We start from the raw sequence: 24,134 nt of genomic DNA on the forward strand, positions 1-24,134 counted from the left end.
GATGTGGCAGCGGTGGCGATGGCACCCAAGAGTCGCCGAGCAACACGCACCTATTAGAAGAAAATTATCCGCAGACGGGTTAAAACGTTGAAATTAGAACTTCGGGGCATCACTAAGAGCTTTGGTGCCTTGGTGGCGAACGACCACATTGATCTGGTGGTGGAATCCGGTGAGATTCACGGCCTGCTCGGTGAAAATGGCGCCGGAAAATCCACTCTCATGAATGTCCTTTACGGCCTCTATGAGCCCACCTCCGGCGAAATTCTTGTCGATAACAAACCGGTGAAGTTTGCGGGGCCCTCAGATGCCATGGCTGCAGGAATAGGGATGGTACACCAGCACTTTATGCTGGTTCCCGTTTTTACTGTCGCGGAAAATGTGGCACTCGGTGCTGAAGCCACCAGCTTCGGCGGCGTGTTGAACCTTGAAGAAACGCGAAAGAAGATCCGCGAGATATCGGATAAATTCGGGTTCGATGTTGATCCGGACGCGTTGGTAGAAGATCTGCCCGTGGGTGTGCAGCAGCGAGTGGAAATCATCAAAGCGCTGGTGAGGAACTCTAAAATCCTGATCCTTGATGAGCCCACCGCCGTGCTCACACCTCAGGAAACCGATGAGCTTATGGAGATCATGGGTCAGCTGAGAGAGGGTGGCACCTCGATCGTGTTCATCACTCACAAGTTGCGCGAGATCAAAGCCGTCGCGGACACCATCACGGTGATCCGCCGCGGCAAGGTGGTGGGCTCGGCACTCCCATCAGCATCCACCACCGAATTGGCCGCCATGATGGTGGGACGCGCCGTGAACCTGAACCTGGATAAGGCTGATGCGCAACCCGGCGAGGTCACCTTGAAAATCTCCAAGCTGACAGTCTTCAACGACGCCGGACTCAGACTTTTAGATAACGTCAGCCTGGATGTTGCCCAAGGAGAAATTCTGGCTATTGCTGGGGTGCAGGGCAATGGGCAGACGGAACTTACTGAGGCTGTCCTGGGTTTGCGCAAGCATGTCAGTGGTTCCATCACCTTGGAGGGCAAAGAGCTGTTGGGAAGCAGTGTCCGCCAGATTCTTGATGCCGGAGTTGGCTTTGTCCCCGAGGACAGACAAGACGATGGGCTGGTGGGCGAGATGTCCATTGCCGAAAACCTGATCTTGGATCTGTACAAGAACGCACCCTTTTCCCGTCGGGGTACCTTGAATCGGTCCGTTATTGCCCAGAACGGCGTGGAAAAGGTGGCCGAATTCGATGTTCGGGCACAGTCTGCACAGGATGAGGCAGACACGCTATCCGGGGGAAACCAGCAGAAAGTGGTGCTGGCCCGAGAGCTTTCCAGGCCGTTGAAACTTTTTATGGCATCTCAACCCACCCGAGGGGTGGATGTTGGCTCGATCGAATTCTTACACAAACGGATCGTCGCCGAACGGGACGCCGGTACCCCCGTAGTCATCGTCTCGACGGAACTAGATGAAGTACTGGAACTTGCCGACAGGATTGCAGTACTTTTTGCCGGCCGGCTCATGGGTATTGTCCCCGGAAAATCAAGCCGAGCATTGCTGGGTTTGATGATGGCAGGCCTCAGCGCAGAAGAAGCACAGGAACAAATGAGTACACAAAATACAGAAAGCACCACCAACGAAGGTGAACAGCAATGAGTGGGGTGGATGTGAATAAGCCTGCACCGGAGTCCCCAAAGACGCCAGTTGTAGCGCAGAAAGAAAGCAACAGCAGCCAATTGATGCGTGAAATCGTCAGCGGCAACGCGATGATCTCCGTTCTGGCGGTGCTGGTGGCACTTGTCATTGGTGGGATACTCATTGCTTTCACCGATACGCGGGTAACCAGTGCACTGGGCTACTTCTTTGGTGATCCAAGTGCCACGTTCAAAGCCATCTGGGCTGCCATTTCGGAAGCCTATGGTGCCCTGTGGCGCGGTGCAACCTATGACCCAGGTTCCCGTACCTGGCAGGGAAGATTGGGTATTTTCGAAACTCTGACCTTCGCAACACCGTTGATCCTTTCAGGACTCGCCGTGACACTGGCGTTTCGGGTGGGGCTGTTCAACATTGGTGCCAAGGGTCAGCTGATCATCGGCGCCACTTTTGCCGGCGTCGTTGGTTTCATGATTGAGCTGCCTCCGGGCATCCACTTGGTAGCCGTGGTGCTCGCTGGTGCCATTGGTGGTGCGCTGTGGGGCGGCATTGCTGGGTTCTTAAAGGCTCGCACGGGTGCTCACGAAGTGATCGTGACCATTATGCTCAACTACATCGCCGTCTCGCTGGTGCTGTACCTGCTCAAAAACCAACTGCGCGATCCCAATAGCAGCAACCCCATCAGCCCCCGCATGCACGAGAGTGCCATGTTCCCGCTGCTGCTGGGCCCCAATTACCGTGTGCATGCAGGGCTGATCGTGGCCGTGCTGGCAGTCTTTGTTGTCTCTTGGCTGCTAAACCGCTCCACGCTGGGGTTCGAATACCGCGCAATAGGTGCTAATCCGCGGGCAGCACGGACCGCTGGCATGCTGGTCTCCCGCGGCTACATCACCGTCATGTTGATCTCCGGCGCCCTGGCCGGACTTGCGGGCGTCACCCAGCTGGCCGGAACAGAGAAAATTCTCGATTCTGACATTGCCGGCAGTATCGGATTTGATGCTATTACAGTGGCACTTTTGGGCCGATCCAAACCCTGGGGGACGTTCTTTGCCGCGATCCTCTTTGGCGCGTTCAAGGCAGGTGGCACCTCAATGGCCATCAACGCCGACGTTTCCATTGACATTGTTGCCGTGGTGCAGTCCCTGATTGTGCTGTTCATTGCCGCGCCACCCTTGGTGCGTTCCATGTTCCGGATCAAGGCAGTGCGCCATGAAGGAGTTGCAGCATGAGCATCACCGCCAAGAGCAAAACAAGTCAAGTGGTTGACGCTGTCGCCATTCGCAGCTGGAAAATTCCGATCCTCCTGGGCGTATTGGCGCTGTTCGCCGTCGCCGTCTTCATTGTGTTGGGCCCTGACGGCACAGCCACCTTCCGCATCTCCCAAGAGAACGATGCCTGGCAGGTTCCCAACTTGGTCCTACCAGCGAAGATTATGGGCATCATTGTCTCGGTGCTCTGTGTTGGTCTAGCCTATCTGGCATACAGCCAGACCAAGGTGACCGGAAAAATCGCTAAATGGGTTGTTATGACCTTTGCCGTGGTCTTTGTTATTGGTCTGATGGTGTGGATGATCGGTGGCACCACCACCCAGAACATCACGCTCGTTGGACTGTTCACCGGAGCCATGCTCATAACCACGCCTTTGGTGTTTGGTTCCTTGTCAGGAGTACTTTCGGAACGCGCCGGTGTTGTTAACATCGCCATCGAGGGGCAGTTGCTGGCGGGCGCGTTCACAGCCGCGTTGGTGGCCTCGATTACGCATAACGCGTTCGCGGGTCTCTTTGCGGCTGCTGTGGCAGGGGTGCTTGTCTCTGTTCTCTTGGCAGTTTTCAGCATTAAGTACGTGGTCAACCAGATCATTGTTGGTGTGGTGCTCAACGTGCTTGTTTCGGGTCTGACGGGTTTCCTGTTTGAAAAGATCATGAAGACAAAGGTTAACGGCGAGACCATCTTCAACCAGCCCGCACACCTGCCTAACATCCCCATTCCGCTGCTGTCTGAGATTCCGATCATCGGCCCCACGCTGTTCCGGCAGTCGATCATTGGTTACTTCATGCTGGTGCTTGTAGTGGCACTCTGGTTTGGGCTTTTCCGCACCCGCTGGGGACTGCGTGTGCGTGCAGTGGGGGAGCACCCCAAAGCAGCAGATACTGTGGGCATCAACGTCAACCGCACCCGTGTGCTAAACGTGCTGGCCGGTGGGGCAGTGGCTGGGGTAGGCGGTGCCTACTTCACACTTGTGGCTGTCAGCAGCTTCAGCAAGGACATGACCGGTGGCCTTGGGTTTATTGCTCTGGCCGCATTGATTTTTGGCCGGTGGAACCCGATTGGTGCTGCCCTTGCCGCCTTGTTGTTTGGCGTGGCAGGGAATTTACAAAGCATTCTTTCCCTCGCTGGTACTCCCATTGACGGGCAGTTCCTGGCCATGTTGCCCTATGCCCTGACAATTTTGGCTGTGTCCGGCTTTGTTGGCAAAGCACTGGCTCCAGCCGCCGACGGCGAACCATATATTAAGGAGTAAGCGGTGAACACAACCATGTCCGAGGCGCAGTGGGAACCCCTCCGCCTGGCCGCGACGGCAGCACTGAGGCGCGCCTATGTGCCTTATTCGAAGTTCCCTGTAGGGGCCGCGGCCAGACTAGCTGATGGCAGCATTGTCTCCGGATGCAACGTAGAGAATGCCAGCTACGGACTGACTTTATGTGCAGAGTGCACCATGATTGGCGCTGCACAGATGAACGGCGGAGGGCTCATCACGGAGTTCTACTGTGTAGACGGAGACGGGGCAATTCTGATGCCGTGCGGGCGCTGCCGGCAGATCCTGTTCGAGTTCAGCACGGCGCAGACGCGGCTGATGACCTCCTCCGGGGTAAAAACCATGGCCCAAATCCTGCCCGACGCCTTTGGCCCGAGGGACTTGGAACGAGCAGCGGGTGCGTCGGCAGATTAGCGCCCTGCCAAGGCTTAACTAAGAGACAGTCATCGCAGACAGTCAGCGCAGCAGAGACACTCAATACTGAGAATTGGATGGACACACTATGAACCCTGAATCTTATGCAGGCCCCGCGTTTGACGCTGTTGACATCATCCGGACCAAGCGTGACAAGGGCATATTGAGCGCTGATCAAATCAAGTGGACCATTGATGCTTACACTCGAGGCACCATCGCCGAGGAACAAATGGCCGCACTGAACATGGCTATTTTGCTCAACGGGATGAACCGGCAGGAAATATCCCAGTGGACGGCCGCCATGATTGCCTCCGGAGATACGCTTGATTTCTCTTCGCTGCGCAATGCAAAGGGTGCGGTGATGCCAACGGCTGACAAGCACTCCACGGGTGGGGTGGGCGATAAGATCACGTTGCCACTTGCTCCCCTTGTCGCAGTATTTGGCGCAGCTGTGCCACAGCTTTCGGGTCGGGGACTGGGCCACACCGGGGGCACATTGGACAAGCTGGAGGCGATCCCGGGCTGGCGAGCGGATCTCACCAATGATCAGATGATGCGTCAGCTAGCCGATGTGGGCGCGGTCATTTGCGCCGCTGGGGCCGGTCTGGCGCCTGCCGATAAGAAGTTGTATGCCCTCCGGGATGTCACCGGGACGGTTGAAGCGATTCCACTGATCGCCTCCTCCATCATGAGCAAGAAGATTGCCGAAGGTACGGGTGCGCTTGTGCTTGATGTGAAGGTTGGGTCCGGGGCGTTCATGAAGAGCGTGGACATGGCACGGGAGCTGGCGCAAACAATGGTTGCCTTGGGCAAGGACGCAGGGGTGAACACCGTGGCGCTGCTGACCGACATGTCCACTCCGCTGGGACTTACGGCAGGAAACGCCATTGAGGTCCAGGAATCCGTGGAGGTGCTGGCCGGTGGCGGACCGGAGGACGTCGTTGAACTCACCGTGAGGTTGGCGCAGGAAATGCTGGAAGCTGCCGGCATCCGCGACGCTGATCCCGCTGCTGCGCTGAAGGACGGACGTGCCATGGATGTGTGGCGGCGCATGATTTCTGCCCAAGGTGGAGACCCTGACGCGGCACTGCCAGTGGCTCGTGAATCTGAGGTTGTCTATGCCCCGGCCGACGGCGTATTGGTTGGCCTTGATGCCATGGCGGTGGGAGTCGCTGCATGGCGCCTGGGCGCCGGACGGGCCCGGCGAGAAGATATTGTCCAGGCAGGAGCCGGGGTGCGGATGCATGCCAAACCCGGCGCCATGGTTCGCGCCGGCGAACCACTCATGACGCTACTGACGGATACTCCGGAGAAATTTGACCGGGCCAAAGAAGCACTCGAAGGTGCCGTGACTATTGCACCTGAGGGCTCTCGCCCAGCGTCGAAACTTATCATCGGCCGTATCGCTTAACCGGCCCTGCGTCGAGGTTGGAGATGATGACACCCCATCCGGGGTGTCATCATCTCCAACCTCGACGCAGGTGGGTGAACGTTCAGTGAAATAGCGAGAATTGCTGCAGCTAGGGGTTATTCATCCTAAGTAATCCCATAGGCTGAGAAAAACGGTGGAATCTCCTCCTTCGGATGGATACCAAGCCGGACAATGTGGTGGGAAGCTTAGAGCTGATAATCCCATTGGAGAGGAACCGTCCCAGGTGGACTTTTTGCACATAGTCGATCAGATTAATGTTCTGATCGAGCATTCCGCCTCACAATGGTGGGTGATCCCCATCGTCAGCCTTTTTTGCCTGATTGATGGCTTCTTCTTGTTCTTACCCAGCGAGACAGCCATTGTTGCTTTGGCCTCCATCTCCGCACGCACCGGCCAGCCGAATATTTGGCTGCTGATCATCGGCGCCTCCATGGGGGCCATGATCGGGGATAACATTGCCTACCTCTTGGGCAGAACCCTGGGCACCACACGGTTTAAGTGGATGCGGAAACCTCGGGGAGCGAAAGCCTTCGCCTGGGCCGGCAGAGAACTGGAAAAACGCGGGGCCATCCTGATTTTCACGGCCCGGTATATTCCTGTGGGCAGAATTGCTGTGAACTTCACAGCAGGGGCCACCTATTTTCCTTGGCGTCGTTTTGTTGTGCTCGATGGCATCGCTGTGGTGACGTGGGCCTGCTATTCAGTGGCCGTGGGAACTTTTGCCGGCCGCTGGGTCCATGACAACCCGCTGTTGGGTGTGGGAATTGCTATTGTCTTTGCCATTGCCATTGGCTTCATAGTGGATCACGCCATCAAATACCTGCATCATATTCTGGAGAAGCGTGGCAGGGTGGCGCCACGCCCCGAGCCCGGGCTCATGGCAGCCCAGCACGCAGCCCGTGTCCACGCTGAGGCGGCGGAGCGCATAGCAAGAGCGCAGTTGGAAGCCGGAAACGCCCCAGCCGTCGTTGACACGACTCAAGACCCAACCCAGGACGCAACCCAAGACGCAACCCAAGACGCAACCACGGGCAGCGACGGCAGCGACAGCGTGACCGGAGCCATCCGCCCGGACGCTGCCGCCCGGAATGGGGCAAAAACTGCGCCCGTGGCGAACGGAACAAACGCGGGTGGGGGAGGCGCCGGCGTCGAACGTTTCTTTGACTCCCCTGCAAATGCCTCCCCTGCAAACCCGGCAACGGAGCCGCCCAAGCACCTTGCCGGGCAGCGCCGGGTTCCCATCACTGCGCACTCGGGGGAGTCCACCGGCCAGGCCCTGTAGCGTGCCCAACTAGCGCAGCGACGAACACAACCCTAGAGTGGGGATTGTGACTAACCCAACTTCAGAGCACGCTGCCACGTCCGCCCCCGTTGTGGACCTGAAATCGTTGCCAAAGGTATCCCTGCACGACCACTTGGACGGCGGTTTACGTCCTGAAACCATCATTGAGTTGGCGGGTGCAACAGGTCATTTACTGCCCTCCACCGATCCGGAAAAGCTGCGTGAATGGTTTGTGCAGTCGGCGGATTCAGGTTCGCTTGAACGCTATCTTGAAACGTTTGAACACACTGTTGCCGTCATGCAAACGCACGATGCGCTTGTCCGGGTGGCCCGTGAGTTCGTCGAAGACCTGGCCGAGGACGGGGTGGTTTACGGCGAAGTTCGCTGGGCGCCTGAGCAGCACCTCACAGCCGGGCTGAGTCTTGATGAGGCCGTTGAAGCGGTCCAAGAGGGCCTTGAGGAGGGCATGGACACCGTTGATGAAGCTGGCGGATACATTGAAGTTGGCCAGATCATCACGGCCATGCGTCATGCTGATCGCGGCTCCGAGATCGCCCAACTTGCTGTGCGCCACCGGGACAACGGTGTTGTCGGGTTTGATATTGCCGGCGCCGAAGATGGTTTTCTGCCCTCCCGCTTCAGCGAGGCCTTCACCTACCTTGCCGAAAATAACTTCCCCGTCACCGTTCACGCCGGCGAGGCTGCCGGGCTTGAGAGCATCCAGGACGCACTTGTTCATGGCCGTGCCCTGCGCCTGGGCCACGGCGTGCGCATCGCAGAGGACATCCACTTGGACGTCCAGGAGGAAGACGGGAACGACGTCGGCACGCTCACCCTGGGCGATTTGGCACAGTGGGTGCGGGACCGCCAGATTCCCCTTGAGTTGTGCCCATCCTCCAACCTGCAAACCGGCGCCATGGCCGCGTTTGGCACCACCATTGCAGAACACCCGATTGAACTGTTGCACCAGCTCGGTTTCAACGTCACCGTCAACACCGACAACCGGCTCATGAGCGGGACCACATTGAGCGGCGAATTTGGCTTGCTCATCGAAGCTTTTGGCTACGGACTGGACACTGTCCTTGAAATGACCTTGAACGCGGTGCATGCAACGTTCCTGCCCATTGAGGCGCGCGAAGAGTTGGAAGATTTCATCGTTGAGCATTATGAAAATGCAATGGATGAATTGGATGATTTCGCAGACTCCGAAGGATTTGTAGCCTTCAGCGCGGATGATTTTGCTGACGATTTCATGGACGAGGACGAATCCACGCTTGAAAGCTGACACGCAGCACAACTGCAAGGGGCGGGCTACTTCCAGTGAGCTGGAAATAGCCCGCCTTGTTGGCGTCATTGCGGCTCTTCGTGAACACTGCCCGTGGACGGCCGCCCTGACTCATGAATCCTTGACTAAGTACCTGTTGGAGGAATCCTACGAGTTCATTGAAGCCGTTGAAACACAACACACAGCCGAAATGGCTAATGAGCTGGGCGATATTCTGCTGCAGGTGGTGCTCCACGCCAACCTGGCTGCGGAGCAGGGCCACTTTGGGCTTGCCGATGTGGCCCATGGGCTCTCGGAAAAAATGATTCGGCGCAGTCCGCACGTCTTCCACGCCGACGGCACCCTACAGGAGAGCTTTCCTGCTTCCATCGCTGAAATCGAAGAGACGTGGGAACGGGTTAAAGCCGCCGAACGTGCCAAACGCATCGAAGAAACGGGCTCGGAAAAAGCGCCTGCACAGTCCAGTCCTTTCACAGGGATTCCGGCCACGCTGCCGGCGCTGGCCATGGCACAAAAGGTTGTGGAGCGCGCGGAACGCGCCGGCATTGATCTGGAGCGCGCCCAGCCCAGAGTGGCCCAGCCCACCACGGGCGTGGGCGCTCTCGGTGAGTGGATCGGCACTGAAGAAGAGCTCGGGAACGTACTGTTCGACGTCGTCCGTCTTGCCCAACAGCGTGGCTTGGATGCCGAGCAGGCCCTGCGCAAGACAGTGCACAAGACGCTGCGCAAGACACAGCGCAAAACACAGCACAAGACACAGCGCAATGTGCGCCGCAACCACTAAGGCAAGCGTCCGCTGCTTCAACTGGTGCCAATCTCGCCACGCCATATTGGCGCTCTGAGCGTAGCAATGAGTGCCCGGTCACTCGGGCGGGTTAGGCTTGAGGGGACAGCGTGGTCGACATTTACACTACAAAGCTGACTTTTAGGAGCAATACGTGGCACTTATTGAAGCCATCCATGCACGCGAAATTTTGGATTCCCGTGGAAACCCGACCGTAGAGGTTGAGGTTCTCCTTGAAGATGGAGCCATGGGCCGCGCAGGCGTTCCCTCCGGCGCATCAACAGGTGCCTTTGAGGCCTCGGAACTCCGCGACGGCGACAAGAACCGGTACCAGGGCAAGGGTGTTTTGCAGGCAGTTGAGGCTGTTCTGGAAGTTATTGCACCCGAGCTTGAAGGCATCGACGCAACTGACCAGCGCCTGATTGACTCCATGATGCTGGAGTTGGACGGCACCCCGAACAAGGCAAAACTTGGCGCCAACGCCATCTTGGGTGTTTCCTTGGCCGTGGCCAGTGCCGCAGCCGAGTCTGCCGGACTGCCGTTGTACCGCTACTTGGGCGGACCCAACGCGCATGTGCTGCCAGTACCGATGATGAACATCCTCAACGGTGGCTCACACGCCGACTCCGATGTGGACATTCAGGAATTCATGGTGGTGCCGATGGGTGCCTCCACGTTCTCCGAGGGTCTGCGCTGGGGCGTTGAGATCTACCACAACCTCAAGTCAGTACTGCAGGAAAAGGGTCTGGCAACGGGCCTGGGTGATGAGGGCGGCTTCGCACCGAACCTCCCCTCCAACCGTGCAGCCTTGGATCTGATCATGGAAGCCATCAAGCGCGCAGGCTACGAAGCTGGCAAGGACGTGGGCTTGGCCCTGGACGTTGCCTCCTCCGAGTTCTTCAAAGACGGTACGTACCAGTTCGAGGGCAAGTCCCTTTCAGCCGCTGAAATGAGCGCGTACTACACCGAGCTTGTGGCTGACTACCCGCTGGTCTCCATCGAAGATCCTTTGGATGAAGACGATTGGGAAGGCTGGAAGACCCTCACGGACGCCATTGGTGAGAAGATCCAGATTGTTGGAGATGACCTGTTCGTCACCAACCCGGAACGTCTTGCCCGCGGTATCGAGTCAAACACCGCCAACTCACTGCTGGTGAAGGTGAACCAGATTGGTACGCTCACCGAGACCCTGGACGCAGTGTCCATGGCCCAGCGCGCCGGTTACACCACCATCACCTCGCACCGTTCAGGCGAAACCGAAGACACCACCATTGCTGACATCTGCGTTGCCACCAACGCCGGTCAGATCAAAACAGGTGCCCCGGCCCGCTCAGAGCGTGTTGCCAAGTACAACCAGTTGCTGCGCATCGAAGAAGAACTTGACGACGCCGCACGCTACGCAGGCCGCAGCGCGTTCCCGCGTTTCAAGGGCTAAATAGCAGCAAGGGCCGCGGCAGCTGGCTAAGGTTGAACACACACCTTGGTTCGTTGTCGCGGCTTTGCCGTCTCCGGAAACAGTTGTAGCCCCCACTTTCACGGCCGGGGCACGAATTGATCGGTAGCAGTACTTAGGAGAAGCATGGCCTCACGACGGCCCTCAGTGCCTAAAGCACAATTCACGGCCGGTATTGGCAGTGACCCGGACAAAGCTGGCAAAAAAGCTGCACTGCCGAGTACGACGGCGGATCCCACCCCAGCTGATTCGCCCACCCCCAGCGGCGGCAAGTCCGGCGCGGCCGGTAAGGGAAGCCCGGTGGGGAAGTCCGGCCCGGCAGGCAAGTCCGGCGCGGCAGGCAAGGGAAGCCCGGCCGGTAAGGGAATCAAAGGGGCGAAGAGTGGCCGGCAGCGTGCAACTGGACCCAATAGCCGTAACAGCCAAGATGGATTACCCCAGACTGGCGGGGACAGCCCAGTCCCGGCTCGTTCCTTTTCGGGACGACTGCTGGTGTTGGGGCTGACCATGGCCGTTGTCACCTTGCTGCTGGCACCGAACGTGCATACTTTCTTGGAACAGCGAGCCGAGATCGCCTCACTACACGAAGACATTGCGGCCAAGGAAAGCCAGCAAAGCGCTTACAAATCTGAGCTGGCCCGGTGGGATGATCCTGCTTTCATCAAACAGCAGGCTCGTGATCGAGTGAGCATGCTCATGCCCGGGGAAACCGGATATTGGGTTTATGGTGCCAACGGCGTGGAAGCACTTGATGACTCGGTTGATGCTGCCAAGGCAGCAGCCGCCCAAGCCACCACCGCCAAGAACGCCACAGCCATACAAGTTGACCCCTGGGTGGATAGTTTGTGGGAGGCGGTACAGAAATCTGCCGTGGTGGAAGTCCCTGCGGCAGCACCGCCAGCACCGCCAGCACCGGAACCCGCGCCGGCTCCCTGAACCGCCAGCACCGGAACCCGCGCCGGCTCCCTGAACCGCCAGCACCGGAACCCGCGCCGGCTCCCTGAACCGGTGTTGGGATTCGCCGGCGCTAAAGTGTCACGGGGAAAGTAGGCAAGGCCGTGCTGTGACAGCACGCTAAAATAACTGGTTGAACACTTTTCCCACATTATGTGGGGCCAGAGCCGCCGCTCAGCAACGCAGTAAGTAACGCATCAACGCAGTCAAACAGTTTCAGGAAAGGCCCCCGTGCCCGCAACGCCCAGTAACGCCCCGGGTGGACGTGTCCCCACTCAGCTTGATCTTGATACTCTCAGCCGCCAGCTCAACCGGCCTGTGCGTGACGTGGTGGAGATCCCGGCCAGGTGTGTCTGCGGGAATCCGCTGGTTGCTGCCACAGCTCCGCGACTCAGCAATGGGATTCCATTCCCCACCACATATTATCTAACACACCCCGTCCTGACAGCCGCGGCTTCACGTTTGGAGGCTGCTGGTCTCATGAATGAAATGACCGACCGGTTGGGTAGCGAGGACGATCTGGCTGCTGCCTACCTCAAAGCCCACGAGAGCTACATTGCAGCACGTGAAGCCATCGGAGAGCGGGCCGGTACGGGGCCGGTTCCAGAGATCGCTGGAATTTCGGCAGGGGGCATGCCTACCCGAGTGAAATGCTTGCATGTACTGATTGGCCACGCCCTTGCCGCAGGCCCGGGCGTCAACCCGCTCGGTGATGAGGCGCTTGCCGCCGTTGGACAGTGGTGGACTGCGCAGACGTGTCATTGCGAAGGGGCCTGGAACAATGAAGCGCCAGTACCGCACAAGGACTTGAGCCGTCACGTCAAACATTTGAACCAGCAAGGGAGCTAAGCAAAAATGCGTGTGGCAGCCATTGATTGTGGAACCAATTCCATCCGTCTGCTCATCGCCGACGTTATCCAAGACCCAGATGACGGGGCGAAGCTGACAGATGTGCATCGTGAAATGCGGGCCGTCAGGCTGGGCCAGGGTGTTGATGTCACAGGTGTATTGGCAGAAGATGCCCTTGAGAGAACGTTCGCTGCAGTAGATGACTATGCGGCACTCATCACTGCTGCACGTGTGGAACGCGTCAGATTCGTTGCCACCAGCGCCACACGTGACGCCGGCAACCGCGACGTTTTTGTTGCAGGAATTCAGGACAGGCTCGGCGTGTTACCGGACGTTGCCAGTGGCGCCGAAGAGGCCGCACTCTCATTTGCCGGTGCGGTGAGCGTTTTGCCCGTGCTGGATGATCGCAACGTCCTTGTTGTAGACCTTGGTGGGGGCAGCACTGAGTTTGTCCTTGGCGATGCATCAGGCGTTCGCGGCTCGCTCAGCACCAACATGGGCTGTGTGCGCTTCACCGAGCGCTATCTAAAAAGTGATCCGCCCACCGCTGCCCAGATCACGGCCGCAGAGGCCGCGATCGAAGAGAAATTAAATGACGTCCTGGCGGTGCTTCCACTAGGAGAGATCGATGGTGTGGTTGGTGTTGCAGGCTCAATAACCACTGTCACCGCACAAGCCCTGGGGTTGGCCAGTTATCAGAGCAAGGTGATTCATGCCGCCGTCGTTCCGTTGGAAGAAATAGACAAAGCAGCATCCGCGTTACTTGCCATGACGCGCAAAGAACGAGGCGAGCTTGGCTTCATGCATCCCGGGCGTGTCGACGTCATTGGCGCTGGAGCACTCATCTGGCGCACCGTGCTGCGCCGCCTGGCAAAGCTCAGCGGGGGGAGCCTGGAATCGGCAACTACCAGCGAACACGATATTCTGGACGGAATCGCACTGGCAGCAGCCCATAGCTGAGCCTGTTATTTTACGGAAACGAGCGTTCATGAAGTTTGGTCCACGGTTGCGATCCATCGCCGCCGCGTTGATGACGCTTGCCCTGGCCGGGTCATTTGTTGTGTTGACGGCCCCTGCTGCCTCCGCAGATGACATCCGCAACCGGGAGTTCTGGCTGGAACAATCCGGCGTGGAGAAAGCTTGGGAGGTCTCCCAAGGTGAAGGCGTGAAGGTTGCCATCATCGATAGCGGCATTGACTCCTCTCACCCCGACCTCAAGGGTGCCGTGGTAGGCGGGAAAGACATGTCAGGTGCCGGAATTCCTGGTGGCACCAAAGGTGTTGGCGCCGAACCCGAGCACGGCACATTGGTTGCCACAATGTTGGCTGGACGTGGCCACAAGACAAGTACCGCCAGCCCCTCAGCTTCAGCAAAACCCGGCACGACGGCGCCGCTAAAGGACACTGTCGGGGCAGGGCCCGATGGGGTCATCGGTGTGGCTCCGAAGGCTGAACTGCTCAGCGTCTCCGTGTGGTTGGGCGCTGATAACCCGTCAGGTAAAAACATTGACGATCAGATCCCGGCTGCAGTGAAATGGGCTGTGGATCACGGTGCCAAGGTCATTAACATGTCCCTTGGCAGCACCTCAACAGCCTGGCCACAAAGCTGGGACGACGCGTTTGCTTATGCGGAGTCAAAAGATGTTGTCATTGTGGCAGCGGCCGGTAACCGCAAGTCCGGAAGCGAACAGGTGGGGGCCCCGGCCACCATCCCCGGCATCCTCGCCGTGGGTGGCTTGGACAAGGATGGGACAGCCAGTGTGGACTCCTCATCCCAAGGCATCAGCATTGGCGTCAGCGCCCCCGCTGAGGATCTTGCCGGGGGACTTCCCGGTGGTGGGTACGCTCGCTGGAGTGGCACAAGTGGTGCGGCGCCAATAGTCTCAGGAGTTGCGGCACTGATTCGCTCCAAATACCCCGAGATGAGTGCAGCCCAGGTGATCAATAGGATCATCTCAACAGCCAAACCCAAGGGTGAGGGGGTTCCCAACGCGATCTATGGCTACGGGATTCTTGACGCCGAGGCTGCCCTGAGTGCAGATGTTCCCGTGGTGGAGGCAAACCCCCTGGGGAGCATTGCTGAATGGATCCACGTACACCGGCGAGGCGCGGTAACTCCGCCTTCGGAAAACGGCACACCCGTATCCAAGGTGCCGCAGCCAAAGCCAACCCTGAGTGACCTTGCAGCACCTATTGCCCAGCCCGCAGACAACACAAGTGCAGTTCCGCAAGTGCTAGTTCTTGGTTCACTGGGGCTGCTGTTGCTGATCGCTGGAGGCGGGGCCACGCACCTGTTGCTGCGCCGGCGTCGACTAGCTACGGCAAAGGAAACTGACGGGGTAAGACCAACCCAAACATCCGCACAGGGCGAGCCCCCTGGTGGTTCTGGGCAGGGGCACAAACACTAGCCCACACGCTCCCACGGCGGGGCGAAAGGCGTCATCGGAAGTTGCGATCCGTCGTCGTTCCCTAGGCTAGTGAATATTTTCACAAACATCTGTATCATGGAGGTATGGCAATCATTCCCACCTTTTCAGCACGTCCGCGCGTTCTTGTAGTTGGCGGCGGCTACGTCGGCCTCTACACAGCACTCAAACTGCAGAAGAAGATCGCAAAATCAGGTGGCATTGTCACCTTGGTCGATCCACTGCCCTATATGACATACCAGCCGTTCCTGCCTGAAGTAGCCGGCGGAAACATCGAAGCACGTCACGCGGTTGTATCCCACCGCAAGCACCTGAAGGCGACAGAGCTGATCCAGGGTTCCGTCACAGCAATTGACCATGAGAACCGCACGGCCGTTGTGGCCCCGGCCGACGGCGGCGAGCCATTCGAGCTGACGTACCACGATGTTGTTGTGGCTGCAGGTGCCATCACACGCACCTTCCCGATCAAGGGCCTGGCAGAATCAGGAATCGGCCTGAAGACCATCGAAGAAGCTGTTGCCCTGCGCAACCAGGTTCTGTCCCTGATCGAGCAGGCTTCCACGGAGACCGACCCGGCTAAGCGCAAGCGCGCCTTGACCTTCGTGGTTGTTGGTGGCGGTTTTGCTGGCATTGAGACCATTGCAGAGCTTGAAGACATGGCCCGTGCCGCAGTCAAGATCAACCCCCGTGTTGAGCAGTCCGAACTTCGCTTCGTTCTGGTTGAAGCCATGGGACGCATCATGCCCGAGGTTACCGAGTCCCAGGCCATCTGGGTTGTGGAGCACCTGCGCAGCCGCGGCGTTGAGGTTCTGTTGAACACTTCATTGGATAATGCAGAAGAGAGCAATCTCAAACTCATCAACCTGCCGGAGAAGACAGTTGCCCAGCAGTTTGATGCTGACACTCTCATCTGGACTGCAGGGGTCATGGCCAACCCCATGGTCCGCTCCACTGACTTCCCGATCGAACCTCGTGGGCGCGTCTCCGTCAACGTTAACCTGCAGATCAGCGGCGAATTCGGTGTCATTGAGAACGCCTGGGCCGCCGGCGATGTTGCGGCTGTCCCGGATGTCACAGGCGGTCTTCCTGACGGCACCTGCGTCCCCAACGCCCAGCACGCCCTGCGTCAGGCAAAGCTCCTGGCCAAGAACCTGTGGGCTAGCCGCTTCAACAAGGCTTTGAAAGGCTACAAGCACAAGAACCTTGGCGCTGTGGCCGGATTTGGCCAGTGGAAGGGTGTTGCCAAGATCATGGGCATCCAGCTCAAGGGCGCCCCGGCTTGGCTGGCACACCGTGGCTACCATGGCTTGGCCATGCCCACAGTAGAGCGCAAGATCCGCGTTCTCATGGACTGGTTTGTCACCATGCTAACCGGCCGCGACCTGGCCCAGCTGGAGAACCTGCAGGCACCGCGCACCACGTTCGTCGCTGCCGCAACCCCTAAGCCGAAGCCGGCTGCGGCACCTGCTGCTGTTGCCCCCAAGGTTGAAGTTCGCGAAGAAGCTACGGCCAGCAAGTAGCCAACACTTCTGTAATGCACTCCACGGCGGCCCTCCCTACAGTCTGTAACACGGCTCTTGAGAGGGCCGCTTTCTTGTTATTCGTGCACCGATTGGCCCACGAGCATAGGCACTAGACTGGTGCGGTGATCATCCGTTGTGAGCATGCCGGGGACAGGCCCGAAATCCTGGCCCTCGTGGAAGCTGCCTTCCCCAAGGGTGATGAGCCGCGCCTGTTGCGCCGACTTTTTGCTGCACGGGAGTACCTACCCGGGCTCTCTCTCGTGGCCGAGTCCCAGCGAGGAGAAATTCTTGGGTATGTGATCACCACCAGAGCATGGATCGGAACGTCGGTTTCTCTGGGCTTGGGCCCAATAGCTGTGTTGCCGGGCTATCAGAAGCAAGGTATCGGGTCTGCGTTGGTAGAGGCCACCATCGCAGCAGCAAATGAGATGCAAGAACATACTATTGTGCTGATGGGTGGCAGCGACTACTTCCCACGCTTCGGTTTTGTCCCGGCAGACTCTCTGGGAATCAGTTCCCCGGACCCTTCCTGGGGATCATATTTCATGGCTTTGGAGCTTGCTGCTTTTGTACCAGGCCACCACGGACACTTCAAATATTCGGCGCCATTCACTCTCACGTGAGCCCCGGTTTCCTGCACAGGCCGCTCATCGCGTAATGTTGTTAGCGCTGGTTCATCCAGCAGCAATGCCCCAGTAGCCCAATGGCAGAGGCAACAGACTTAAAATCTGTAAAGTGTCGGTTCGAGTCCGACCTGGGGTACCACGAAGTAACGCACCACCACCGCCGGGCATCCCATAGCCGTGCCGGCTTCCGCGAGTTGCCACTTGTGGCGTCCAAAACACTACTTTGGACGCCACAAGTGGCAACTCGGAGCTGCGAGACGCCGAGAGACCCCCCAAAATCGCGGGCACAAACGTATTTCTGTGCCTCTAAGCGAACATTGGGTGAACTTTTGCTGGGAAAGGGCTGCCAATTCGCCCGGAGGGGAATATAGTACCCCTCCCAAGCGTCTAACTTGATAGACTTAATAATTATTCTTACCCCCTATTTCGGAGGCAACAGCATTATGGCACTTGGTGGTAATCCAGTTTTTGCCAATAACAAAAACTTCAAGGACACGCCCTCTTCTCAGCGCCGCAACGTCAACGGCGGAGCAGACACGTTGGCTGCTGCGCAGCAGTTGTCAGCACTGCAGCTTCAGGAGATGTACAGCAAGCCTTCTGCCAACGCCGCACAGACCGGCCGCATGACCTATGACGACGTCATTATGAAGACGGTCATGACACTGACCCTTGTACTGGTTGGTGCAGCCATTGGCTGGATTGTTCCGGTATTGATGTTCCCGGGCATGATTGTTGGCCTGGTGCTAGGTCTAGTGAATGCCTTCAAGAAGCAACCGTCCCCAGCGCTGATCCTGGGCTACGCGCTGTTTGAGGGGATGTTCCTGGGTGGGCTCTCGGGGATACTTGAAGCGAATTACCCCGGCATTGTTGTCCAAGCCGTACTTGGCACGCTCAGCGTGTTCTTAGTGACTCTGGTGTTATTCCGAAACGCCAAGGTACGCGCCACGCCAAAAATGACCCGCTTCTTCATCATTGCCCTCTCCGGCTACGCCCTGTTCTCGCTGATTAACTTTGCCCTGATGATCTTTGGGGCTACTAACAGTCCCTGGGGTATTCGCAGCATGGACATCCCCGGAACTAATATTCCCTTCGGTCTGATCTTGGGCCTGTTCGCCATTGGTCTGGCAGCGTTTTCGCTGATCGTAGATTTCACTTCCATTGAAAAGGGCGTCCAAAACGGGCTACCCACTAAATACTCATGGACTGCCGCCTTCGGCCTGACAGTGACGTTGGTATGGCTCTATGTTGAAATCCTGCGTCTCTTGGCCATCCTGCGGGGCAATGACTAGAGAGCACCTCAAGTACCTCGTTGACAACGCCCGGCCTTTTAGACCGGGCGTTGTTTTATAAGTGATGTTATATAACCCCGATTTCGGCAACCGAAATCAACAACGCCTGTTGCAGGCGACTAGCGAAAGCAGCTCATGAACGTATCCCCTCTGATCTGGGGCATTACCATTGTTCTCATTCTTGGCCTATTGGCCTTTGATTACTTTTTCCACATCCGCAAGGCGCACATTCCCACTCTGCGTGAAGCAGCCATTTGGTCCTCAATCTATGTAGGCCTGGCTCTTGTTTTTGGTGTGGCGGTCTTCATCTTCGGCGGTCCCACCATGGGTGGGGAGTACTTCGCCGGGTACATCACCGAAAAGGCACTGAGCGTTGACAACTTGTTTGTCTTCCTTGTCATCATGTCCAGTTTCAAGGTTCCCCGTGAGGACCAGCAGAAGGTTCTACTCTTCGGCATCGTCTTTGCCTTGATTGCACGCACCGGCTTCATTTTCGCGGGTGCGGCGTTGATCAACACGTGGTCCTGGATGTTCTACATCTTTGGGATCATCTTGCTGATCACAGCAGGGAACTTGCTCAAGGAAGAGGACAGCGAGGGCGACGATGCTGATAACTTCATCATTAAGTTGGCCAAGCGTCTGTTCAAGACCTCTGACAAGTACGACGGCGACAAGCTCCTCACAGTTGTTAACGGCAAGAAGGTCCTAACCCCGATGCTGCTGGTCATGGTGGCCATTGGTGGCACCGACCTGCTCTTCGCGCTGGATTCGATCCCGGCCATCTTCGGTCTGACTCAAAACGTCTACATCGTCTTCACGGCAACCGCGTTCTCCCTCATGGGCCTACGTCAGCTGTACTTCCTCCTAGACGGCCTGCTTGACCGCCTGATCTACCTTTCCTACGGGCTGGCTACCATCCTGGCCTTCATCGGTGTCAAGCTGGTCCTACACGCACTGCATGAGAACAATTTGCCCTTTATTAACGATGGCGAGGCCGTTCCGGTCATTGAAATTAGCACCAGCGTTTCGCTGATTGTCATCCTTGGTGTCCTGGCCATCACGATCGTTGGCTCCCTGGTGAGCAAGTCTGGCAAGGCTCAGACTGTCCTAAACAACGCGCGTCGCCACGCAGAGAGCTATTTGGAGCTGGGATACACGGCAGATCTCACCGAGCGTGAACGGGTCTACCAGCTGCTGATGGTTGAAGAAGGCGCCATTGCAACCATGGAGCCCAAACTCCGTGACAAGCACAAGGATTCCGAAGAAATCTTGGCGCAGATCAGCAAGGCGCATGAACAGCATCGGGAGTTCCTGAACTAGGACCCCGTTTACAGTGAAGGCCGCATCCCATGTTTTATGGGATGCGGCCTTCTGTGTTCCGGTGGTTATAAGATTCTGCAGGCTCCTGCGGCGGGGGAGACAGCAAAAATGTCAGGAGCTGTGTATCCGGCCTTGGCAAACGCACTCACCACGGCCTCACGCACTGCGTTTTCTTCGCTAATTTGGATGAGGGCAATGGCAGAACCGCCAAAGCCTCCTCCTGTCATACGGGCGCCCAGCGCTCCGTTCATCAGTGCGCTCTCCACCGCAAGATCCAGTTCGGGACAGGAGATCTCAAAATCATCGCGCATGGAGAGGTGGCTGGCGGTGAGGAGATCGCCAATGGTGGTTGGTCCGCCCTGATCCAATGCTTCAACCGTGTCAAGTACGCGCTGGTTCTCTGTCACGATGTGGCGCACTCGACGGAAAGTTTCTTCATCCAGCAGCCCCGCTGTCTCTGGCAGCTCGCTTGCAGCAACGTCGCGCAGCGAGCGCACCCCCAGCACTTCAGCTCCGAGTTCGCAGGAGGCCCGGCGGTCGGAGTAGCCGCCAGTGGCGTGGGCATGGCTGACGTTGGTGTCTATGACCAGGATCAGCAGCCCGGCGGTACTCAAATCAAGAGGTACAAGTTTTGATTCCTGTGTGCGGCAATCAAGAAAGACGGCATGACCGCTGGTGGAGAGCAAGGATGCGGACTGGTCAAGGATGCCCGTGGGCGCACCAACCACTTCGTTCTCTGCGCGCTGGCCTACAAGGACCAGTTCATTGAGTGTTAGCCCGGCCGATTCCAGGTCGTTGAAAGCAGTGGCAACGGCACACTCAATAGCGGCGGAGGAAGAAAGCCCGGCACCCGAGGGGACGGTGGAATGCAGGTACAGGTCAAAGCCGCCAATATCGATGCCCATCTGGCGCATGACCCACACAACACCCAATGGATAGGCACTCCAGCCGGACATGGTTTCCTGTGTGAGTGCGGCAAGATCAACTGTGACGATTTGTTGATCCCCGTAGCTTGAGCACAGCCGGGCCGTGTGGTCATCGTTGTCATCACGGCGGCGAATAGCCACGGCTGCAGCGCGATCAATCGCGAAGGGCAGCACAAAACCTTCGTTGTAGTCCGTGTGCTCGCCGATCAAATTTACCCGACCCGGGGCTGACCAGACGCCGCTGGGTGCCGCACCAAAGACGTCCTGGAAAGCACTCGCTGCAAGAGCTGCGTCAGTGGAGATGCTCATTCCAGGCCTGCTTTCAGTTGTGCGAAGGAGTTGCGCAACATGGCGGCGCTTTGCTCGGGGGTGGTGTCATTGATGAATGCGCCCATGGCGGCTTCCGAACCCGCTAGAAATTTCAGCTTGTCTGCGGCCCGGCGTGGGGACGTGAGCTCAAGGTGAAAACGTCCGGATGGACGCAGAAAAGCATCTAGTGGCGCCTGATGCCACGCTGCAATATAAGGGGTGGGTGTGGTGTACATGTTCTCTAAAGTCCGCAGGATATCCAGGTACATGACGGCCAGCTCGTCGCGTTCGTTGTCAATCAACGCCGCAAAATCCGGGACGTGGCGGTGCGGGGTCAGATGAACCTCCAAGGGCATATGTGCCGCAAAGGGTACGTATGCGCTGAAGTATTTTCCTTGGGCGATCATGCGTTCACCGGATTCGGATTCCTTGGTGAGAATGTCCCCGAGCAAGGTGGATCTGCCCTCGCGGTCATCATAGAATTTGCGGGCAGCATTAGCCATGACCGCACTGCGTGGGGGTACGTAAGAATATGCGTAGATCTGTCCGTGCGGGTGGTGCAACGTGACGCCAATATCCTGGCCACGATTTTCAAAAGGAAAGACCTGTTTCACACCGGGCAAAGCACTCAATGCCTGTGTCCGGTGGGCCCATGCATCAATGACAGTGCGGGCGCGTTCTGGTGATAGTTCGCCAAAGGAGCCAGAGTGTTCCGGGGTGAAGGCAACAACCTCACAACGCCCAAAAGCACGTCCCCGCGTTCCCCATTCGGGATCGATTGGCACGGCACCAACCGCCGGGCCCAACGACGGAAAGCGGTTCTCAAAAACCGCCACATCATAATCTTCATCGGGAATCTCTGAGAGATTCGCTCCGGTGGTGGGGCACAGCGGGCACTGATCAGCCGGTGGCAGGTACGTGCGTGTCTGCCGGTGTGCGGCAATGGCCACCCAGTCGCTAGTGAGTGCATCGAAGCGCAGCTCCCCGGTGTTCTCCTCCGAGCGCGGATCCAATGGGCGGGTGTCAACGGCCACGTGGGGTTTGGCCACGGCGCCATCGTCAAAATATATGAGCTCGCGGCCGTCGGCCAAAAGTGATGTTGTGGCAGTAGTCATGAGTTCTTCCTAGTGTTCTCGGGCGAAGCTGGTGACATGATGAAGTGCGGGACTCGGGAGGCGAACAGGTCCTTGCCAGCTGGACTGAGGGCGTGATCGGTAATGATGGTGTCTACAGCCGCCAGCGGTGCTATCTGGGCCAATGAACGGACCTGGAATTTGGTGCTGTCCGCCAGTACAACAAGGCGTGTGGTGGCCTCGATGAACGCCGTGTTTGTCTCCGCTTCGAGCAAGTTGGGGCTGGTTAGCCCGCGTTCGGTGTCCAAACCATGGACACCCATGAAACAAATATCAGTATTTAGGTTCTTTAGCGCCATGCGAGCCACGGGACCCACCAGAGCTTCCGAGGGTGTGCGCTCTCCGCCTGTGACGATGACTTTCAGATCAGAGCCGCCTTGCTGGAGGTACAGCAGCTCGGTGATCTTTAGGGAATTCGTAACAACTGTCAGGCTGCGCAGCCGTTCAATCTCAGCTGCCAGGAGCACTGCCAGCTGGTACGTTGTGGTTCCTCCGGTGAGGGCAAGTGTCATTCCGGGTTGAACCAATGTTAGGGCCGTCTGGGCTATGGCCAGTTTGCCCTCAAGCTGTTTGTCAACGTTAAGCAGAAAGCCAGGTTCAAGGGCGCTTAAACGCGCAAGGCGCATTGCCCCGCCATGGATTTTTCTAGCCAGGCCACTTTGATCAAGAACCTCAATGTCACGGCGGATAGTCATTTCACTGACATTCATGGCAGCCGCTATATCAGCAACGCGTACTGCTTCGTGGTGCTGGAGCTCCTTGAGGATGCGCGACTGCCGCTCTGGTGCGAGCATGTGAACCCCTTACTGTCAGTGCGAACTGTCAGTGCGAAGAAAATAAACAGTTTCAAACAAAATATTACATTAAGACCAATATTTTTGCAGCCAGGAAACGTATATGACGGTGTTGCCAGCTAGCGTTAAGCTGTAGCCTAATGCTCATGACCACTCCCACAGAAGCCCCGGGAACGCGGGCAGCCACTGGATCCCAGTTCACCTTGCGACGCGGGGACGCTACCGCCATAGTTACCTCCTTGGCAGCTGGTATTCGCCATTATGACAGGGGTGGAGTGGCGCTAGTAGAGAGTTATGCCTTTGATTCCATTGCTCCTGGGGCGTCGGGAATCACGCTGGCACCGTTCGCTAATCGGGTTGATGGTGGGCTGTGGCAGCTGGACGGGGTGGACCAACAATTGGACATCACGGAAGTCCCGTTGCACAATGCGATCCATGGTTTGTTGCGCAATACCGGTTATCACGCTTTGGATAGCACTGACTCGTACGTGCTGCTGGAGGCCGTCATCCACCCGCAGCACGGCTACCCGTTTCTGGCCCGCCACCAAGTCAGTTACGAACTTGACGCCGAGGGAGCGCTGCGTGTCTGCCAGAGATTCATCAACGACTCCGCCCGGCGGGCTCCGTTTGTTTTGGGCGCGCACCCGTACTTCACCATCGGCAGTGTGCCGCAGGAGCAGTTACGCATCCAGATTAACGCCGCCACGTATCTAAGGGCTGACGCCCGCATGATTCCAACTGGTTTCGTGGAGGTGTCAGGACACCATGATTTGCGTCAAAGCAGAGCTGTCTCGGAGTTGCTGATGGACACGGCCTTCACCGACTTGTGCATGGACGACGGCGTTGGCCGGCACACACTCTCGGCCCCGGATGGGCGCAGTGTGAGTTTGTGGCACGACTCAAGCGTCAGTTATGTACACGTGTTCATCACCACAGAACTTCCCGGCCGTTCCCTAGCTGTGGCCATGGAGCCCATGACAGGAGCCGCCAATGCTTTTAATTCAGGTGACGGGTTGAAATGGCTGGAACCGGGGGATTCATTCACCATGAACTGGGGCATAGAAGCAGACCTGTGAGAACGTCATTGGTTCACGACGCCGCGACGGGGATGGACGCCATTTAACGTATTCTGCGCCAATAGGGAATCATT

At 57.8% G+C, this 24,134-nt stretch carries 21 protein-coding genes and 1 tRNA gene; 19 read left to right on the forward strand and 3 right to left on the reverse strand.

Annotated elements, in window-relative coordinates:
- The first annotated feature begins 87 nt into the window (after positions 1-87).
- The 18 genes from AAFM46_RS04075 to AAFM46_RS04160 all read left to right on the forward strand — a co-directional run bounded on the left by AAFM46_RS04075 (position 88) and on the right by AAFM46_RS04160 (position 19,822).
- Positions 88-1,653 carry an ABC transporter ATP-binding protein gene (locus AAFM46_RS04075; protein WP_283530540.1) on the forward strand — a complete coding sequence of 522 codons (1,566 nt, stop codon included), beginning with the start codon at positions 88-90 and terminating at the stop codon, positions 1,651-1,653.
- Entirely contained in the window at positions 1,650-2,879 is a 1,230-nt protein-coding gene (locus AAFM46_RS04080) for an ABC transporter permease (protein WP_343319706.1), read from the forward strand. The genes AAFM46_RS04075 and AAFM46_RS04080 overlap by 4 nt, the downstream gene beginning before the upstream one ends.
- On the forward strand, positions 2,876-4,171 hold the full coding sequence (locus AAFM46_RS04085; protein ID WP_343319708.1) for an ABC transporter permease: 1,296 nt from the start codon (positions 2,876-2,878) through the stop codon (positions 4,169-4,171). Before AAFM46_RS04080 ends, AAFM46_RS04085 begins: the two co-directional genes overlap by 4 nt.
- Before the next feature lie 15 nt (positions 4,172-4,186).
- The gene (locus AAFM46_RS04090) at positions 4,187-4,600 is read left to right on the forward strand and encodes a cytidine deaminase (protein ID WP_283530865.1); all 414 of its coding nucleotides are present in this window, start codon (positions 4,187-4,189) and stop codon (positions 4,598-4,600) included.
- A gap of 88 nt (positions 4,601-4,688) precedes the next feature.
- The gene (locus AAFM46_RS04095) at positions 4,689-6,011 is read left to right on the forward strand and encodes a thymidine phosphorylase (protein WP_343319710.1); all 1,323 of its coding nucleotides are present in this window, start codon (positions 4,689-4,691) and stop codon (positions 6,009-6,011) included.
- 244 nt (positions 6,012-6,255) lie between these two features.
- Entirely contained in the window at positions 6,256-7,314 is a 1,059-nt protein-coding gene (locus AAFM46_RS04100; RefSeq protein ID WP_343319711.1) for a DedA family protein, read from the forward strand.
- 46 nt (positions 7,315-7,360) lie between these two features.
- Positions 7,361-8,599, forward strand: coding sequence for an adenosine deaminase (locus tag AAFM46_RS04105; protein ID WP_343319713.1), 1,239 nt, complete (start codon positions 7,361-7,363; stop codon positions 8,597-8,599).
- Complete coding sequence (locus AAFM46_RS04110; protein ID WP_343319714.1) at positions 8,589-9,383, forward strand: MazG family protein; 795 nt, start codon at positions 8,589-8,591, stop codon at positions 9,381-9,383. Before AAFM46_RS04105 ends, AAFM46_RS04110 begins: the two co-directional genes overlap by 11 nt.
- A 154-nt stretch (positions 9,384-9,537) precedes the next feature.
- Entirely contained in the window at positions 9,538-10,818 is a 1,281-nt protein-coding gene (eno, locus tag AAFM46_RS04115; protein WP_283530528.1) for a phosphopyruvate hydratase, read from the forward strand.
- Positions 10,819-10,962: 144 nt separating this feature from the next.
- Positions 10,963-11,772 (forward strand): septum formation initiator family protein, encoded by an 810-nt coding sequence (locus AAFM46_RS04120; RefSeq protein WP_343319717.1) that lies wholly within the window; start codon positions 10,963-10,965, stop codon positions 11,770-11,772.
- Between the two features lie 249 nt (positions 11,773-12,021).
- Complete coding sequence (locus tag AAFM46_RS04125; protein WP_283530524.1) at positions 12,022-12,639, forward strand: DUF501 domain-containing protein; 618 nt, start codon at positions 12,022-12,024, stop codon at positions 12,637-12,639.
- A 6-nt stretch (positions 12,640-12,645) separates the two neighbouring features.
- Positions 12,646-13,599, forward strand: a complete 954-nt coding sequence (locus AAFM46_RS04130) for a Ppx/GppA phosphatase family protein (RefSeq protein WP_343319719.1) — start codon at positions 12,646-12,648, stop codon at positions 13,597-13,599.
- Positions 13,600-13,627: 28 nt separating this feature from the next.
- Positions 13,628-15,046 (forward strand): S8 family serine peptidase, encoded by a 1,419-nt coding sequence (locus tag AAFM46_RS04135; protein ID WP_343319721.1) that lies wholly within the window; start codon positions 13,628-13,630, stop codon positions 15,044-15,046.
- 104 nt (positions 15,047-15,150) lie between these two features.
- Positions 15,151-16,584, forward strand: a complete 1,434-nt coding sequence (locus tag AAFM46_RS04140) for an FAD-dependent oxidoreductase (protein ID WP_343319723.1) — start codon at positions 15,151-15,153, stop codon at positions 16,582-16,584.
- A gap of 125 nt (positions 16,585-16,709) precedes the next feature.
- Positions 16,710-17,210, forward strand: a complete 501-nt coding sequence (locus AAFM46_RS04145; RefSeq protein ID WP_343319725.1) for an N-acetyltransferase — start codon at positions 16,710-16,712, stop codon at positions 17,208-17,210.
- A 66-nt stretch (positions 17,211-17,276) separates the two neighbouring features.
- A tRNA-Leu gene (locus tag AAFM46_RS04150) sits at positions 17,277-17,352 on the forward strand.
- Between the two features lie 304 nt (positions 17,353-17,656).
- On the forward strand, positions 17,657-18,502 hold the full coding sequence (locus AAFM46_RS04155; RefSeq protein WP_343319727.1) for a Bax inhibitor-1/YccA family protein: 846 nt from the start codon (positions 17,657-17,659) through the stop codon (positions 18,500-18,502).
- A 135-nt stretch (positions 18,503-18,637) separates the two neighbouring features.
- Complete coding sequence (locus AAFM46_RS04160) at positions 18,638-19,822, forward strand: TerC family protein (RefSeq protein ID WP_283530509.1); 1,185 nt, start codon at positions 18,638-18,640, stop codon at positions 19,820-19,822.
- Positions 19,823-19,887: 65 nt separating this feature from the next.
- Here the strand turns inward: AAFM46_RS04160 and galK are convergent, their stop codons facing one another.
- Genes galK through AAFM46_RS04175 form a run of 3 tightly spaced genes read right to left on the reverse strand, consistent with a single transcriptional unit; the run spans position 19,888 to position 22,984 of the window.
- Positions 19,888-21,057, reverse strand: coding sequence for a galactokinase (gene galK / locus AAFM46_RS04165; protein WP_343319728.1), 1,170 nt, complete (start codon positions 21,055-21,057; stop codon positions 19,888-19,890).
- Positions 21,054-22,172, reverse strand: coding sequence for a galactose-1-phosphate uridylyltransferase (gene galT, locus AAFM46_RS04170; protein WP_343319730.1), 1,119 nt, complete (start codon positions 22,170-22,172; stop codon positions 21,054-21,056). The genes galK and galT overlap by 4 nt, the downstream gene beginning before the upstream one ends.
- Positions 22,169-22,984, reverse strand: coding sequence for a DeoR/GlpR family DNA-binding transcription regulator (locus AAFM46_RS04175; protein ID WP_343319732.1), 816 nt, complete (start codon positions 22,982-22,984; stop codon positions 22,169-22,171). Before AAFM46_RS04175 ends, galT begins: the two co-directional genes overlap by 4 nt.
- 146 nt (positions 22,985-23,130) lie before the next feature.
- Here AAFM46_RS04175 and AAFM46_RS04180 point away from each other — a divergent pair, with 146 nt between their 5' ends.
- Positions 23,131-24,060: an aldose 1-epimerase family protein gene (locus AAFM46_RS04180; protein ID WP_343319734.1), complete on the forward strand. Its 930-nt coding sequence runs from the start codon at positions 23,131-23,133 to the stop codon at positions 24,058-24,060.
- Positions 24,061-24,134: the final 74 nt, after the last annotated feature.

Source organism: Arthrobacter sp. TMP15 (assembly GCF_039529835.1).
Classification (GTDB): Bacteria; Actinomycetota; Actinomycetes; order Actinomycetales; family Micrococcaceae; genus Specibacter.